Source organism: Erythrobacter sp. SD-21, from assembly GCF_000181515.1.
Taxonomy (GTDB): Bacteria; Pseudomonadota; Alphaproteobacteria; order Sphingomonadales; family Sphingomonadaceae; genus Qipengyuania.
Genome location: NZ_ABCG01000003.1, coordinates 16,046 through 29,590 on the forward strand (window position 1 = coordinate 16,046; position 13,545 = coordinate 29,590).

Below are 13,545 nucleotides of genomic sequence, written 5' to 3' on the forward strand. Positions count from 1 at the left end.
GGAATTCCTAGGGTTGGGCAAGGCGCCAGTGGTGGAGGACGGGCCAGCCGGAGAGACCCGTCTGGAGGATCACCCGGCACAGCCCGGCATGCGCATGGACGAAGCGATCATCGCCGAGCGCGATAAGCAAATGGTGCTGCGCCGGGCCGGGGCGCACGAGGACCATGTCCCCCCGTTCGATCGCGCCGTCCGCGGCCGCGAAACCGGAAAGCGCCACGCAGGCGAGCTGCCGCTCGATGGCGATGCTGCGCAGGCTGTATCCCGCAGGTGAGACACTGCGCAGCCCCGCACGGTCGAGCGCGCAGCAGGCAAGGCCGAGGCAGTCGAGCCCGGTCGCCGGATCGCGGCCGTGAAGGCGGAATGGCGCTCCTGCCAGACGCTCCGCTTCGGCCGCGAAGCGCTCGGCAGGGCAGGTCATCGCGGTTGCGGGTAGCGGGTGAGGAGATCGTTGCCGGGCAGGTCCGGTTCGCCCCGGAAGTTAATGGCGTTGCCGAAACGCGCCGCGCAGGTGGCGATCGTGTGGTCGCAGCCTTCGCGTAGCAGGGCGCGGTGCCCCACGGCGCAGCCGGCATCGAGCGTCTCGTCGAATTCCAGCGCCGCGCCGCGCCGCGCAATCGCGCGCATCGGCAGCCCGGTCTGCGGCCCGTCGAGCCAGCGCATTTCGCCCAGAAGAAAGGGCTCGGGATCGGGCAGGTCGAAGGTCACCGTATTGGCGTCGAGGTCGACCTCGGTGGCCGTGACGCGGCGGGTAAAGCGGTCGGCGGAAAGGCCGCAGCCGGGTCCGCAGAAGCGTGCGCGGCAGGAGGGGCTGGCGCGCGGAACGGGATCGACGCCGAGATCGGCCTTGGCGGATTGGAGCCGGGCGGAGAATCCGCCGGCGTCCTGGCTCACCCCGGCGATCGAACCCGAATAGAGGCCCGCATGCTCGAGGCTCGCCCAGTCGACGACGCCGCTCTCGATCCGCGCCCCGTCGAAGCGGCCCGCGGCAAGATCCTCCGCCCGGATGGTGTCGTGTCCGAGAGCGCCTTCGACTTCGGCCTCGTCGTCGCCCAGTTCAATAGTGCGGCGGATGGCGGAGGGCAGCATGCCGGGCGCGGCACGGTGCAGCACGCCGCCGAACCACAGGTCGCGGTCGTGCGTGGTGAAGCCCAGCGTGACGCCGTCCCGGCGATGTATGCGCCACCAGCTGGCCGCCGTGTCGAGCTCGGCCGCGAAGAAGGTCCGGCTCATGACGCCTCGCGGATTTCGACGAGCGGGACCGAGGGCGCTTCGCCGGCAGCGAAGGTGGCACCGGAAATGTCGATCCGGTCCTCGGCGAAGCGGACGGGCACGTCGAAGCGGAAACCGGCCCGCACTTCGGTACCTACGGCAGGTGGCGTATCGAAGCGGATTACGCCCTTCCCGGCATGGCTCCAGCCGCTCGCCGCAACGCCGTCGAGGCTGACGAGGATGCTGCCGGGTTCGGGCCGGGTGATCGGCCTGCGCTGTTCGCCGTAATTGCGGACCAGCTGGAAGTCCGCCGCCACGCCATCGCCGATCCCGAGGAGCTCGTCGCCCGGGCCCGGTTCGCCATCACCACCGTTGGAGCTGTAATCAAAAGGATCGCGCAGGCGAAACCCGCGCGCGGGGCCGTAGCGGGCGCGAAAGAAATCGAGCAGTACGCGCAGTTCGGCCTGCGAACGCACGCCGGGGCCGACGTCGTAGCGCATGCGGGCATCGCTCCACAGCGCGTTGCGGTGCTCGTGGCCCGAGGAGGTGACCGCGACGCTGGTCGAAAACTCGGGACTGACCGAGGCGTCGCGCCCCAGCGCAAGCGGATAGGTGACATCGTCGAAAGGGTTCATCTCGTCCTCGTCGTAAGTGGGAAGGCGCGTGTATCCGTCGCGCGAAACCTGCGGCAGCGCCCAGACGAAGCGCTGGGTCACGCCGCGTGCGCGCGCTTCGTCGAGCGCGGCGTCGATCCGCGGCCAGACGGCATGCGCATCGGCCGGGTCGAGCACGAAACCGGCGAGATAGTCCTGCCGGTCGATGGGGTAGCCCAGCCACTGGTCGACGAACTCGCGCGCGGAGCGGCGGGCGGCGTCGCCTCCCGCGGTCAGCCAGTCGTAGTCTTCCAGCTGCAACCGGTCGAAGGCGGGGTAAGCCCAGCCTGCCGGGAGGTTGGCGCGGTAAAGCTCGGGCATGGCCGGATCGAGCACGGTCGGGGTGAAGGCGAGCAGCAGCACGTGCGCAGGGCCGCTTGCCGCATCGCGAACGGCCTGCGCCAGCTCGCCGGTGGAGGCGGCCAGCGCGTCCCCCGCGCGGTCGAGCAGGCGTTTCTGAGCCTCGTCCAGCGGGGCGCGCATGTCGGTGATCTCGACCAGGTCCTCGCCCCATTCGGCGCGGGCCTTCGCATCGTAGATGCACGGAGCGCCGGTGCCGGGCTGGACCCACCACCAGGGCTCGCCGATCTGGAAAAGGACCTCGGCGCCCGCCGCTTCCAGCAATTCCACGAATTGCGCGGCGATCGATTTCAGGAAACTCATCGCGTCGGGCTGCAGCGGGGAAAGCAGCGCGGACGGCGGGTTCCATCCGGTGCGGCCATAGCCCCAGCCCCAGTCGCGCTGCTGCCACCAGTTGGGGCAATCCTGCGCCAGCAATTCGTAGGACAGCGAGGCGATCGGCGCGAAACCCACCGCCGCCGCGCGGGCGAAGAAATCGGCATGCCAGGCGCGCGCCGGTTCGCACACCTGCCCGGCATAGCGAACCTGCGTCTTTGAATTCTCGAGCCGGTAGTAATGGCTCATGCCGACGTAATGGACGATCCGCCCGCGATAGCCGAGCTGTTCGATCTGGCGCAGCAGGCGGGCCGGGGTCTGGTTGAAGGCGTCGTCATAAGCCGTCGCCATCTGTTCGCCATGCGCGGGCAGGATGACATCGCCGATTGCGATGCTGGCCCGGTCGCCTTCGCAGGAGAGGGCGGAAAATTCAGCCCAGCCATCGACGCGGGCGGGAAAGCGGCTCGCCGATCCCTCGACATAGCCTTGCGGGGCGAGGCTGATGAACATGCGGTCGATGTCCGCAGGGTGGATCGCCTCTCCCGGCAGCCCATAGCCCGATTGCAGTTCCGAAAACGGCAGCACGATCTCGGCATCGGTGGGCGCGCCCGATGCGTAGTTCCACAGCCGCACATACCAGCTGCGCGCCGCCCCTTGCGCATCGCGGCCCTCGATGGTGAGCGTCGGACCGTTCGGCTGATCGAGCGGGACGAGGCCCGAGGACCGCCAACGAAAGCGCAGGATGCAATGCGAATAATCGCGCTCGGTTCGATAGGCGAGCAGCGGGTGGTCGAGCGCGTCCTCGCTGTCCCAGATCAGCCCGGCCAGTTCGCCTTGGTGGTAGAATTCGCAACTGACGCGCAGCGCGTCATGCGCCGCGCTGACGACGCTCGCCATCATCGGACGCGGGAAATTGACTGTCCAAAAGCGCGGATCGAACCGCATGATCCAGTCCGAATGCTGTTTGCGCCGCTCGGACGCGAGCCAGAATGCCATAAGTTTCTCCTTTAGCGCCGAACTGTGTCGGGTCGCCCTCGGCGGGGCCTCCTTCGGCCCGGTTCCTGGTCACGGCAGTCAAAGGCCGACCGGCCGTCGCGCCGAATGGCGCGGTAGCCTAAGGGCCCGGACGGGCCCGCCGGCGTCTGAGGCTATACAGAAAGCGCCCGGCGAAGGGCGCTGGCCACCTGCCGCGAGGACCGTTGCAGCGCGGCGGGCGCGGATGTCCCGCGTTCTTGACCAAGGTTGATCGATACGCGCACGTCGTTGCGTGTCCCGCCGAGCGCGCCCGTCGGCTCGATATGGCCCGCTGCGGTGGGGACGAAGACTTCCGGCCCGCGCTCGCCGACCAAAAAGGGGCGGTCGGGGCCGACGAGGCCCCCGAACGCGCGGCCCGGGAGGCCGAAGAAGCTTCCCACGCTGGAAGCGAACAGCTGGGCCAGCTGGCCGAGGCCGCTGCCGCCGCCGGAGGCTCCGCTGGCATTCCCCAGCAACTGGTCGAGCCCGCTGCCGATCGCCTTGGCGGCAATCTGGTCGAGCACGGAAAGCGCGACGCGCTTCAAATCCTCGAATTCCAGCTTGCCGTTCCTCAACGCGCTCGAAAGGCTCTTTTCCAGCACCTTCCCGGCAGCATCGAAACCGCCCAGGAGGCCGCTGTCGAACTCGCGCTTCATCGCGGCGACGTCCTGCGCGAAGCCGGAGGTTTCGGCGCGTACCGAGACCACCAGCTCATTGAAATCATCGTCCATGTCCGTCCCTTTCGATCAGTTCCGCGATCTCCTCGCGGGTCGGGGGTGCCTCTTCGCGCAAGCGCGGGGCAAGGCAGGTGGCCAGTTCTTCCGGCGTCGCGTTCCAGAAGGTGTCCGGCGTCCAGCCGAGCGATTGCGCGCTCAAACCGGCCAGCGCGCGCGCCGTGTCGGCAAAGCGGTCCACCTCACCGCCCGCGCAGGATCTGCGTCAGGAGGAGCTTGAGCGGGTGCGCGGCCTTGGCCAGCCCCATGGCCAGCACCGCCTCGCCGATCTCCTCGCGGGTGACGAGGCCGGGCTGGGCGAGGCAGTGCCAGAAAAGTGCGGCGATCTCGCCGAGGCGGAACTGGCTCTCGCCCGCTCGTTCGACGAGCGCGAAAAGGGAACCCAGTTCCTCTTCCGCCCGCACGAGCGCATCGAAACTGGGGCGCAGGAGGACTTCGCGGCCCTCCACGTGGATCGCCGCTTCCCCGCGCGTTGTATTCGCCATCAGGAAGGCACCACCGCGCCCGAGCTTTCGAGCTGGATGGCGTAGGTGCGCTCGCCGTTGAAATCGCCCGCATAGTCGAGCCGCTGGACGATGAAGGACCCGCGCATCTTGGCCCCGTCCTCGAAGCTCAGCTCGTAATCGTCGAGCGTTCCGGCGAGGGCATGCGTGCGTAGCGCGTTCTCGGCATCGGATCCGAGGAAGATCCCCGAAGCGCTGACCGAGACCGAGCGCGTGCCTGCGCCCGACAAAAGCTCGCGCCAGCCACCGCTGCCCTTGTGGGTGACGACGACCGTATCGCCATTGACCGACATCTGCGTGGTGCGCAGTCCGGCGACGGTTTCGTAAGTGGCGGGCGTGCCGCCATCGCCGACCTTCAGGAGGAAGGCGGCACCTTTCTGGGCTGTCATGTGATTTACTCCGTGGGCAGTTCGAGAAGTTTGAAGCGGTATTCGAGCAGGGCGGCGTTGAGGCCGTTGCCGCGCCGCTCGACCCGGCTGCGAAGGAATTGCGTGGCGACCACGCGAAAGCCGTCCTGGTCGGGCGAGAGAGTGGCGATGCGCTCTTCGATCCGCGCGGCGGTGGCGGCGGCGGAAAGCAGCCGGTCGTGCCGTTCGACCAGCTCGAACGCGAGGCGCACTTCGCGCCCTTTCGTGGTCTTGGTCGACCAGTCCGCCGAGGCGCTTGCCGCGATGGAGAGGGTCGGCGCGGGCGCGGGCGAGGGGCCGTCCTCGACGATTGCGTTGAGACCGCCTGCAAGCTCGGCATCGCCGCGCAGCCAGTCGATGAGGACAGTCCTGAAAGCGTGTTCCATCATCGGCTCCTCGTCATGAAGGTCGGCCACAGCAGGCCGGCATTGCGCCAGCGCGCGGTTCCCTGCAGCCGCTTCCTGCGGCCGTGCGCCTTGGCGAGTGCTGTAGCCCGCTCGCCGAGCAGTTCGGCAAGGCGCGCGAAGTTCGGTTGGCCGCGCATCACAGGCGCATCCGACGGTAAGGGCGCCAGAGCGCGGCAATGGCTGCCGGGAGATGGTCGGAAGGACCCGCGTCGCGCTCGCGGTACTGGTGGGCAGCATGGCGGATCACGCCGTGCCGCAGGCCCGCATCCATCGAGGGCCAGTCGCTTGCCTCGACCCCGGTAAACTGAAAGCATAGCTGCCAGGCTGTTTCGAGCAGGCGAAGCAACAGGGCATCGTCTTGCACGGTGGTCACGGCCAACCATTGTTTCAATTCGTCGAGCGGTTGCCCGGACAAGTCTATCGGCATGGAATATTGTCCCGATTGTCGAAGAATGGGGTGCCCGCGCCGAAGGGGCGCGGCGCGGGCAGGGGCGATCAGAGCTCGATCTTGAGGAGCTTGATCGCGTTGGAATCGAGCACCTGTCCGCCCACGCGCTTGGTGGCGTAGAAGTGCACGAAGGGCTTGTTGGTGAAGGGATCGCGCAGGACCTGCGTGGCGCTGCGTTCGGCGATGAGATAGCCGTGGCGGAAGTTGCCGAAGGCGATGGGATATTCGCTCGCGGCAATGTCCGGCATGTCCTCGGCCTCGACCACCGGATAGCCGAGCAGGCGGTCGGGCTGGCCCTCGACGAGCCCCGGCTGCCACAGGAAGGCCCCGTCGGCGGTCTTGAGCTTCCGAACTTCGGCGAGCGTGGCCGAATTCATCACGAAGCTCGCGCCCTGGCGGTGGCCGGCCTTGAGCGTGTGGACGAGATCGATCAGCTTCGCATCGGGATTGGCGCCGAAGCCGTCGGCATCGCCCGAGCCGACATATTGCAGGCTGCCGAAGCTGCGCGTGCCGTCCTCGCTGGTCGAGACGGGGGCCGAAAGGAAGCCCATCGGCTGGTTCACGCCGTTGCCGCCGACGAAGGCTGCGCCTTCCGCGCGGGCAAACTCCATCGCGATCTCGCTGGCAAGCCAGCTTTCGAGGTCGAACCCCGCATCGTCGAGCATGGCCTGAGATGCGGCCGGATTGGCGTAGAGCTCGCCCGTCGGCGGGGCGATTTCGGCGAAGCTGGGCGTGTCGGTCTCGGGGCGACCGGCGGTCTCGCTGACCCAGCCCGAGGCCGTGCCGCCGGTGGCGACGAGCTTGCGATAGCCCGCGCTGCCGGTCTGAACGACCTGGGCAATGGCGCGGATCGGGCTGATCTCGGTCAATTCGCGGGCGATCATCGCGTCGATCTGGCGCGGCACGGCATAGCCGCCGTCGGACGGGGTCGCGCCGCTGATCGACTTGTATTCCGTCGTCGCGCCACGGCGAAGATAGCTGTCGACGAAGCCCTTGACTTCGGGAGCAGCCTCATCGGTTCCGCCGATGGCAGGGCGCGCCGCAGCACGGCCAATCTTGTCGACGCGCGCCTTCACCTCGTCGACATCGGTGCGTAGCGAAACGACATCGGCCTCGGTCTTGTCCTGGCGGGCGACGATATCGAAGCTCGCTTCGGCCGGATCCGGGGCCTGGTCGGTGGAAGTGGTTTGATTCATGGGTATTCCTCTTTCTTCAGGGCACAAAAAAGCCGCCCGGAAGGCGGCGAGGGGAAATGGAGTTTTCTCGGTGCGTCAGGTCACGAAATGGACCCGCGCGTGGTGTTGCAGCGGGTGAGTGACGACACTCACCTCGAACAGTTCGATATCGGCGAGTTCGCGACCGTCGACCGTGTTGAGATAACCGCGGGCGCGGTAGCCGAAGCTGAGGCCGTTGACCGCGCGCTTGCGCAGCAGCTTCGCAGCGCGGCCTTGCGGGTTGTCGATGCTGGCGACGATGCGCAGGCCCCGCTCGTCCTCGCCCGCCGTTTCGACCCAGCCGATGCGCTGGTCCGGGCGGTGTTGCCAGAACAGCGGGAAGGGTTCGCGCCGCTCGCCCAGCGTGCGGGCGAAGGCGCCGGGCCGGATCGTGTCACGCGAGGCGTCGGCCTTGTCGAACAGCGCGGCATAACCGGCGATGCGCAGGCTGGGCTTGGGCGCGCTCACGAGAGCATCTCGCCGACACCCAGCCGCACCGCGATCCCGACCAGCAGCAGCGCCAGCACCCCGCGCACCAGCCATTCGACCGTTGCTTTCCATGCGGAGGCCTTGGCATCGCGCCAGGCGGAGAGGAGCTCGCGGAGTTCGTCGATGTCGCTTTGCGCGTTCTCGTCCTCAAGTCCCAACCTCCCGAGCACGCGGCGCGCGCCCAGCTCGGAGCTTTCCTCGACGATGGCGCGCAGCGTCACGAGGTCCGCGCCCTGCGTATCGGCCTGCGCGACCAGCCGCGCGAGCATGTCTTCACGGGTCATTTCGTGTCCTTTCGTGGGGTAAGGCCGAGCAGCTCGCGCTTTTCCTGCGCGTCGAGGAAATCGGCGGAACTCACCTGGCTCCAGAGCTTCTCGCGGTCCTCGGCCAGCGCGGGCACGCGGTCGAGGTCGACGCTCGGCGCCTCGGCAAACCAGTCGCTCATGCCCGCCTGCAGGCCTTTCAAAATCTTCGAGAGCAGCGGCAGTAGGGTGAGCCGCCACAGGGCGCGGTTGGCCTCGCGATAATTGGCGTAGGTGTTGTCGCCCGGCAGGCCGAGCAGCATGGGCGGGACACCGAAGGCGAGCGCAATGTCGCGCGCCGCAGCGGCCTTGAGCGTCGCGAAATCCATGTCGGCGGGCGAGAGGCTCATCGCCTTCCAGTCCAGCCCGCCTTCGAGCAGCATCGGCCGCCCGGCATTGCTCTGGCCCTGGAAGGCTGCGGCGAGCTCGGCCTTCAGCCGGTCGAACTGCTCGGCCGACAGCCCCGCCGCATCGCCGCCGTCATAGACGAGCGCGCCACTGGGCCGCGCCGCGTTGGCAAGCAGCGCGCGGTTCCATTCGGACGCCGCGTTGTGGATCGCCACCGCCGGGGCGGCCGCAGCAAGGCAGCCTGCACCGTAATGGTCGTCGGTCGGGTGGAAGCCTTTCAGGTGGACGACATTGGGCCAGCCGTTCTCGTCCTCCAGCGCAATGGTCAGGGTGCGGTCGGCGAGGATGTAGCGATAGGCGCTGGGCCAGCCGTCCGGCCCCGCGACCACCTGCACCCGCTCGGGCCGCAACGGATAGAGTTCGACTGGAACACCCGCCCCGTCCTTGACGATCTGGACATAGGCGTTGCCGTGCAGCGCCAGATGCGCAGCAAGCACCTCGAGAAGCGGCTGCGAGCCGCAGGAACATTCGACCAGCGCCTCGAACCTAGGGTCGGTCCAGGCGACAGGCGCTCCGCCCACCCCCTCGGCCACGATCCGTACGGCGCGCTGCGCCACCGGATTTGCGAGATAGGCCTCGCCCACCTCGCGGGCATAATCGAAGGGCGCGCGCCCCGGCGTGGCGTCGAAAGCCGTGGCCCATGGCGAGACGAAACCGCGGCTGACAGGCACGCGCGATTGCCCCCCGCCCTTGAAGGCGGTGGCGAGACTGGTGAGGAAGGACATGGGGTTTCCTTTAAGTAATTGTATTTCCGAAAGTCGTCATTCCGGCGCAGTCAGGAATGACGGATGTGAGGAGCGGCATTAAACCGCCCGCACCCGCGGCCTCTTCGCTTTGCCAAGCATCAATTCCGTAAGCGCCCAGACGAGCGCATCCGCCCTGTCCGGCGAGCGACCCGGCCCTTCGTAGCCGCCGCCCGCCATCAGCCCGCAGAGCTGGTCTTCCAGCTTGGCGAACATGCCCGCGTGGCGCACGCGGCCTGCTTCGTAGAGCGCGGCGACCGGTTCGGCACGGGCGGCCTTGCCGCGTCTGGCGTGGACCAGTTTCAATGGCAGCGAGACGTCGGCGGCGCGCAACACGCTGCCGACCATCTGGCCGCCCTGGTTGGCCTCGGCGACCACGCGGTCGGCGTTCCAGGCGCTCGCCGCCTCAGCTGCGGCGCGCGCCCATTGTTCGGGCGATGCGGGACCGATCGAGCAATCGGCGAGCACTATGCCACTGCCAGTCTCGTCTTGCCCGCAAACCACGATGCCGCATTCATCGCCATGCGCGCTGGCGGGCGGGTCGACGCCCACCACGACGCGGCGCAGATCGTCCTCCGCGCACGCACCACGGCGTTGTTCGAGCAGTGCGCGACTCCATAGCGCGCCCTCGATTTCTTCCAGCAGCAGCCCATCGAGTTCCTGCAAGCCCAGCGCGGAATTGCCGAATTCGGCATCCATCGCGGCGAGAAACTTGGTCGGCAGGTTGGCCGCGTTGTCGCGCGTCGCTCCTCCGGTCAATACGAGGCCGTGCGTGCGCTCGGCATCGAGCAGACGGCGCAGCAGTGGCACGGAGCGCGGGGTTGTTGTCGCCATGATCCGCTGGTCCTTGCCCAATCTCAGGCCCAGGAGAAGGTTGTCCCAGCTGCGCGAGGCGCGCTCATGGCTGTTCGACCACTTCGCGACCTCGTCGCACCAGGCATGGCTGTGCTGCGGTCCTCGCAGGCTCTCTGACTCGGCGGCAGAATAGAGGAAGGCCTGCGCCCCGTTGGGGAAGTGAACAGTCCGCAAGGACGGCTGGTAGTCGGGCGCCCGCCATGGTGGGGAACAGGCCAGTATGCCGCTTTCCCCTTCCACCATCACGGCGCGCACTTCCCCGAGCGAGGCGCCCACCAGTGCGATCCTCGCAAAAGGATCGGCTTCGGCCGTTTCGAGCACCCATTCGGCCCCGGCGCGCGTTTTGCCGAAGCCGCGCCCGGCCATCACCAGCCATGTCTGCCAGTCGCCTTCTGGGGCCCGCTGGCTTTCGCGCGCCTGCCTGCGCCAGTGATAAGGCCATTCCGCCCGTTCCTCGGCAGTGAGTTTGCGCGCTATGGCGCGGGTGTCCTCCGGCGCCATCGTCTTCATCCAGTCCGCCGGTTCTGCCGCCTTTTCCATGTCAGGCGGACCCGGCCTGCGCCTTCTCGCGCGCGGCGACCTTTTGGCGGATTTGCTCGACCTTGCGATCGATCGAGGCGCGAATTTCGGCGACACTGGTGTTGACACGCTGCGCGCGGACCTTGGCGACGCTCTCGCGGTGCGCGGCGAGAACGCGCAGGGCCGAGGCGAAATCGTACTTGTTGCCGTCCTCGGTGACGAAGTCGCCTTCGCGCAGGCGGCGCAGGACTTCCAGTTCGAGATGATCGTATCCCTCGCACAGCGCCGCCTGCCAGCGCTCGTAGAACTTCGGCTGCTCGCGCCGTTCGCGGTAGGCCGCGGCCGGATCGATACCGGCCGCCCGGGCGGCCTTGGTGACGTTGGATGTCTGGCCCAACGCCTCGATAAACGCCTCGCGCCAGCGTGTGTTGATCGCCTTGCCCTTGTTCTTGCCATATCGCTGCGGCTTCTTTTGCCCGGCCATGACGCAGTCTCCCGATTTGGGGCGACAGGGTGAAACGCAAAAGGGCGACCTGTCCGGCCGCCCTTGCTGGGTGAATCACACTATCGCGATGTTCTGTATTGCTAGCCAAATAGCGTGACGATGTCAAGAAAAAAGAACCAAATAGGTTCGTGCGAGAGCGTTGCCAACAGCCTCGCGCTGGCGTAACCCCGCCGCTTTCCAAGGGACCTCGGGAATCACCCTCAGATGCTGATGAAACCGCTGCGCGGGCTTTACGACTGGACGATGGACAAGGCCGCGCATCCGCACGCCGTGTGGTGGCTGGCGTTCTTCTGCTTCGTCGAATCGAGTTTCTTTCCGATCCCGCCACACCCGCTGCTGGGGCTGATGTGCCTGGCCGAACCGAAGAAAGCGGTGAAGTTCGCAGCTGTCGCCACGCTGTCCTCGGTCGCGGGCGCGCTGCTGGGCTATGCGATCGGCTGGGGGCTGTACGATACGGTCGGCGTCTGGCTGATCTCCACGCTCGGGCTCACCGAAGCTTTCCCCATCGCCGCCTGCCATCTGCGCGAATACGATTTCGAGGCGATCCTGATCGCCGGCGCCACGCCGGTGCCGTTCAAGCTGCTGACGATCACCGCCGGTTTCGTAAGCATGAACCTCGTCACCTTCGTCCTCTCCAGCTTCTTCGCCCGCGCGCTGATCTTCATGACCGTCGGGATCCTGTTCCGCGTCTTCGGCGCGCCGATCAAGAATGTGATCGAGAAATATCTCGGCCTCGTGACCACGGGTTTCGTGGTGCTGGTGGTCGGTGGCGTGCTGGTCCTGACCCAGCTCGGCGGCAGCGAGGGCGAAGAGGGCGGGGTGTGCTCGGGCGCAGAGGTGGTGAATCCGGCCGCTACGCCTGGCTGAGCGCGTACCGCCCCAGCATCGGCGGATCGGGAATGCGGATCGCGCCATAGCCGCGTTCGACAAGGGCGTGCTTCTGAAGCTCCTTCAGCGCGGCGTGGGCCGTCGCCCGCGTCACGCCGAGGAGGTCGGCAAGTTCCTGCTGGGTGATGGTAATCTGCGCCGCCTCCGCGCTGTCGCCCGCCATGGCCGACAGGAGGCCCGCCAGCCGCGCGGGGTTCGTCCCGTGGCGCAGCCCGGCGAGGATCGCGAGCGTGTCCTGCAACTGCTCGGACAGGGCGCCGAGCAGCGCACGGGTCGAGGCGGGGTAGTTCGCGAGCGCATCGAGGAAGGGGCGGGCCGCGATCAGCCGCACCCGGCTTTGCCCGCGCGACACGGCATCGACAATCCGCGGCTTGCCGGAAAAGACCGCCAGCTCGCCATAGGAATCGCCAGCGCCCAGCAGCGCCACTGCGCGGAACTCGCCATCGGGAAGGAACTGGCCGACGCGCACCGCGCCTTCCTCGATCAGCCAGAAGCCGTCCGCGGGATCGCCGCGCTGCTGGATGATCTGCCCGTCGTCGAATAAACGCTCGCGCGAGGTCCTGACCAGATGCGCCTGCAGGGCGCTGTCGAGCGCGGAAAACAGCATCGGCGTGACAAGCGAGCGCCGAGTCGCGTTCAATTGTAAAATTCTGGACATTCTTTCGCTTCGGTAAAGGCTAGGCCGGGATTCGACAAGACAGCCGGGAGCGACCCATGCCCTCATCGACCCTCGCCATTATCGCCATCTACCTCGGCTACGCCGCGCTCGAGCTGTGGCGTTCGAACCTGTTTTCGAAGCAGGAGCAGACCCGCGACGACGGGATCGTCGAGGCGGTCAGCATGGTGGTGCTGCTGGGATTTACCCAACCGATGGTCCTCTTCTCGGCGGCGGGCCTCGCGGGCCTCATCGCCCCGCAATACGAAGGCGCGCTAGCGGGGATGAACCTCTTCGCCGCGATCGGCCTGTTCCTCGTGCTCGACGACATGATGCAATACTGGTGGCACCGCGCCGCGCACTCTTTTTCGTGGCTCTACAACCTCCACCGCCCGCACCATAACGCGCGCTACATGAGCGTGCGGCTCGTCTACCGGAACAACCTATTTTATTACATGATGATGCCCGGCATCTGGCTGTCGGGCGTGCTGATCTACCTCGGCCTAGGCTGGGTCTATGCGGGCTATATCGTGGTCAAGCTGGCGGTCATTACCGGCGCGCATTCGGACGTCGCCTGGGACAGGCCGCTCTACAAGGTGAAGTGGCTGTCACCGCTCATGTGGCTGGTCGAGCGCACGATCTCGACCCCCGCCACGCATCACGCGCACCATGGCCGCCATGCGAGCGATCCGGCGGTCCATTACAAAGGCAATTACGGGAACCTGCTTTTCTTCTGGGACGTGCTGTTCGGCACGGCGAAGATCACGCGGAGCTATCCGGAAAGCTATGGGGTCGAGAACCTGCCCGAGACCTCGCTCGGCGAACAGCTGGCATGGCCGCTGTTCGGCAGCATTCCGCAGGAACAGGTTGGTGAGGGGCAGTCGCATAGCGCCGCCTAAAGGAAAGGACCGGCCGGG

At 67.3% G+C, this 13,545-nt stretch carries 18 protein-coding genes; 2 read left to right on the plus strand and 16 right to left on the minus strand.

Annotation, left to right across the window (positions count from 1 at the left end; all coding sequences use genetic code 11):
• Positions 1-7: 7 nt before the first annotated feature.
• From ED21_RS06085 to ED21_RS06155, 15 genes are all read right to left on the minus strand, one after another.
• Complete coding sequence (locus ED21_RS06085; protein ID WP_006832969.1) at positions 8-418, minus strand: NlpC/P60 family protein; 411 nt, start codon at positions 416-418, stop codon at positions 8-10.
• Positions 415-1,230: a DUF2163 domain-containing protein gene (locus ED21_RS06090; RefSeq protein WP_006832970.1), complete on the minus strand. Its 816-nt coding sequence runs from the start codon at positions 1,228-1,230 to the stop codon at positions 415-417. Before ED21_RS06090 ends, ED21_RS06085 begins: the two co-directional genes overlap by 4 nt.
• On the minus strand, positions 1,227-3,533 hold the full coding sequence (locus tag ED21_RS06095) for a DUF2460 domain-containing protein (protein WP_006832971.1): 2,307 nt from the start codon (positions 3,531-3,533) through the stop codon (positions 1,227-1,229). Before ED21_RS06095 ends, ED21_RS06090 begins: the two co-directional genes overlap by 4 nt.
• Positions 3,534-3,685: 152 nt before the next feature.
• Positions 3,686-4,282, minus strand: a complete 597-nt coding sequence (locus ED21_RS06100) for a hypothetical protein (protein ID WP_006832972.1) — start codon at positions 4,280-4,282, stop codon at positions 3,686-3,688.
• Positions 4,272-4,466 carry a phage tail assembly chaperone gene (locus ED21_RS06105; RefSeq protein WP_006832973.1) on the minus strand — a complete coding sequence of 65 codons (195 nt, stop codon included), beginning with the start codon at positions 4,464-4,466 and terminating at the stop codon, positions 4,272-4,274. The genes ED21_RS06100 and ED21_RS06105 overlap by 11 nt, the downstream gene beginning before the upstream one ends.
• A gap of 1 nt (position 4,467) precedes the next feature.
• Complete coding sequence (locus tag ED21_RS06110) at positions 4,468-4,770, minus strand: gene transfer agent family protein (RefSeq protein WP_006832974.1); 303 nt, start codon at positions 4,768-4,770, stop codon at positions 4,468-4,470.
• On the minus strand, positions 4,770-5,177 hold the full coding sequence (locus ED21_RS06115) for a phage major tail protein, TP901-1 family (RefSeq protein ID WP_006832975.1): 408 nt from the start codon (positions 5,175-5,177) through the stop codon (positions 4,770-4,772). Before ED21_RS06115 ends, ED21_RS06110 begins: the two co-directional genes overlap by 1 nt.
• Positions 5,178-5,182: 5 nt before the next feature.
• Complete coding sequence (locus ED21_RS06120) at positions 5,183-5,611, minus strand: DUF3168 domain-containing protein (RefSeq protein ID WP_233995718.1); 429 nt, start codon at positions 5,609-5,611, stop codon at positions 5,183-5,185.
• 127 nt (positions 5,612-5,738) lie between these two features.
• Positions 5,739-6,029, minus strand: a complete 291-nt coding sequence (locus tag ED21_RS06125; RefSeq protein WP_006832978.1) for a head-tail connector protein — start codon at positions 6,027-6,029, stop codon at positions 5,739-5,741.
• 68 nt (positions 6,030-6,097) lie between these two features.
• Positions 6,098-7,246, minus strand: a complete 1,149-nt coding sequence (locus tag ED21_RS06130) for a phage major capsid protein (RefSeq protein ID WP_006832979.1) — start codon at positions 7,244-7,246, stop codon at positions 6,098-6,100.
• A gap of 75 nt (positions 7,247-7,321) precedes the next feature.
• Positions 7,322-7,732: an HK97 family phage prohead protease gene (locus ED21_RS06135; protein WP_006832980.1), complete on the minus strand. Its 411-nt coding sequence runs from the start codon at positions 7,730-7,732 to the stop codon at positions 7,322-7,324.
• On the minus strand, positions 7,729-8,037 hold the full coding sequence (locus ED21_RS06140) for a DUF6127 family protein (protein ID WP_006832981.1): 309 nt from the start codon (positions 8,035-8,037) through the stop codon (positions 7,729-7,731). The genes ED21_RS06135 and ED21_RS06140 overlap by 4 nt, the downstream gene beginning before the upstream one ends.
• Positions 8,034-9,188, minus strand: coding sequence for a phage portal protein (locus tag ED21_RS06145; protein ID WP_006832982.1), 1,155 nt, complete (start codon positions 9,186-9,188; stop codon positions 8,034-8,036). The genes ED21_RS06140 and ED21_RS06145 overlap by 4 nt, the downstream gene beginning before the upstream one ends.
• Before the next feature lie 78 nt (positions 9,189-9,266).
• Entirely contained in the window at positions 9,267-10,601 is a 1,335-nt protein-coding gene (locus tag ED21_RS06150) for a DNA-packaging protein (protein ID WP_006832983.1), read from the minus strand.
• A 1-nt stretch (position 10,602) separates the two neighbouring features.
• Positions 10,603-11,064, minus strand: a complete 462-nt coding sequence (locus tag ED21_RS06155) for a hypothetical protein (protein WP_006832984.1) — start codon at positions 11,062-11,064, stop codon at positions 10,603-10,605.
• Positions 11,065-11,289: 225 nt separating this feature from the next.
• Here ED21_RS06155 and ED21_RS06160 point away from each other — a divergent pair, with 225 nt between their 5' ends.
• A complete protein-coding gene (locus ED21_RS06160) occupies positions 11,290-11,952 on the plus strand; it encodes a YqaA family protein (protein ID WP_006832985.1) in 663 nt (220 codons plus the stop codon).
• On the opposite strand, the gene ED21_RS06165 is transcribed toward ED21_RS06160, so the two are convergent.
• Positions 11,939-12,631, minus strand: a complete 693-nt coding sequence (locus ED21_RS06165; RefSeq protein ID WP_198005819.1) for a Crp/Fnr family transcriptional regulator — start codon at positions 12,629-12,631, stop codon at positions 11,939-11,941. The two genes, ED21_RS06160 and ED21_RS06165, sit on opposite strands and share 14 nt — an antisense overlap.
• Positions 12,632-12,687: 56 nt before the next feature.
• Between ED21_RS06165 and ED21_RS06170 the strand changes: the two genes are divergently transcribed.
• A complete protein-coding gene (locus tag ED21_RS06170) occupies positions 12,688-13,527 on the plus strand; it encodes a sterol desaturase family protein (RefSeq protein ID WP_006832987.1) in 840 nt (279 codons plus the stop codon).
• Positions 13,528-13,545 lie beyond the last annotated feature (18 nt).

Excerpts from the sequence above, each read along its gene's own strand:
- ED21_RS06085 (WP_006832969.1), bottom strand. The coding sequence starts at position 418 with ATGACCTGCCCTGCCGAGCGCTTCGCGGCCGAAGCGGAGCGTCTGGCA.
- ED21_RS06090 (WP_006832970.1), bottom strand. The coding sequence starts at position 1,230 with ATGAGCCGGACCTTCTTCGCGGCCGAGCTCGACACGGCGGCCAGCTGG.
- ED21_RS06095 (WP_006832971.1), bottom strand. The coding sequence starts at position 3,533 with ATGGCATTCTGGCTCGCGTCCGAGCGGCGCAAACAGCATTCGGACTGG.
- ED21_RS06100 (WP_006832972.1), bottom strand. The coding sequence starts at position 4,282 with ATGGACGATGATTTCAATGAGCTGGTGGTCTCGGTACGCGCCGAAACC.
- ED21_RS06110 (WP_006832974.1), bottom strand. The coding sequence starts at position 4,770 with ATGGCGAATACAACGCGCGGGGAAGCGGCGATCCACGTGGAGGGCCGC.
- ED21_RS06115 (WP_006832975.1), bottom strand. The coding sequence starts at position 5,177 with ATGACAGCCCAGAAAGGTGCCGCCTTCCTCCTGAAGGTCGGCGATGGC.
- ED21_RS06125 (WP_006832978.1), bottom strand. The coding sequence starts at position 6,029 with ATGCCGATAGACTTGTCCGGGCAACCGCTCGACGAATTGAAACAATGG.
- ED21_RS06130 (WP_006832979.1), bottom strand. The coding sequence starts at position 7,246 with ATGAATCAAACCACTTCCACCGACCAGGCCCCGGATCCGGCCGAAGCG.
- ED21_RS06140 (WP_006832981.1), bottom strand. The coding sequence starts at position 8,037 with ATGACCCGTGAAGACATGCTCGCGCGGCTGGTCGCGCAGGCCGATACG.
- ED21_RS06145 (WP_006832982.1), bottom strand. The coding sequence starts at position 9,188 with ATGTCCTTCCTCACCAGTCTCGCCACCGCCTTCAAGGGCGGGGGGCAA.
- ED21_RS06150 (WP_006832983.1), bottom strand. The coding sequence starts at position 10,601 with ATGGAAAAGGCGGCAGAACCGGCGGACTGGATGAAGACGATGGCGCCG.
- ED21_RS06155 (WP_006832984.1), bottom strand. The coding sequence starts at position 11,064 with ATGGCCGGGCAAAAGAAGCCGCAGCGATATGGCAAGAACAAGGGCAAG.
- ED21_RS06160 (WP_006832985.1), top strand. The coding sequence starts at position 11,290 with ATGCTGATGAAACCGCTGCGCGGGCTTTACGACTGGACGATGGACAAG.
- ED21_RS06165 (WP_198005819.1), bottom strand. The coding sequence starts at position 12,631 with ATGTCCAGAATTTTACAATTGAACGCGACTCGGCGCTCGCTTGTCACG.
- ED21_RS06170 (WP_006832987.1), top strand. The coding sequence starts at position 12,688 with ATGCCCTCATCGACCCTCGCCATTATCGCCATCTACCTCGGCTACGCC.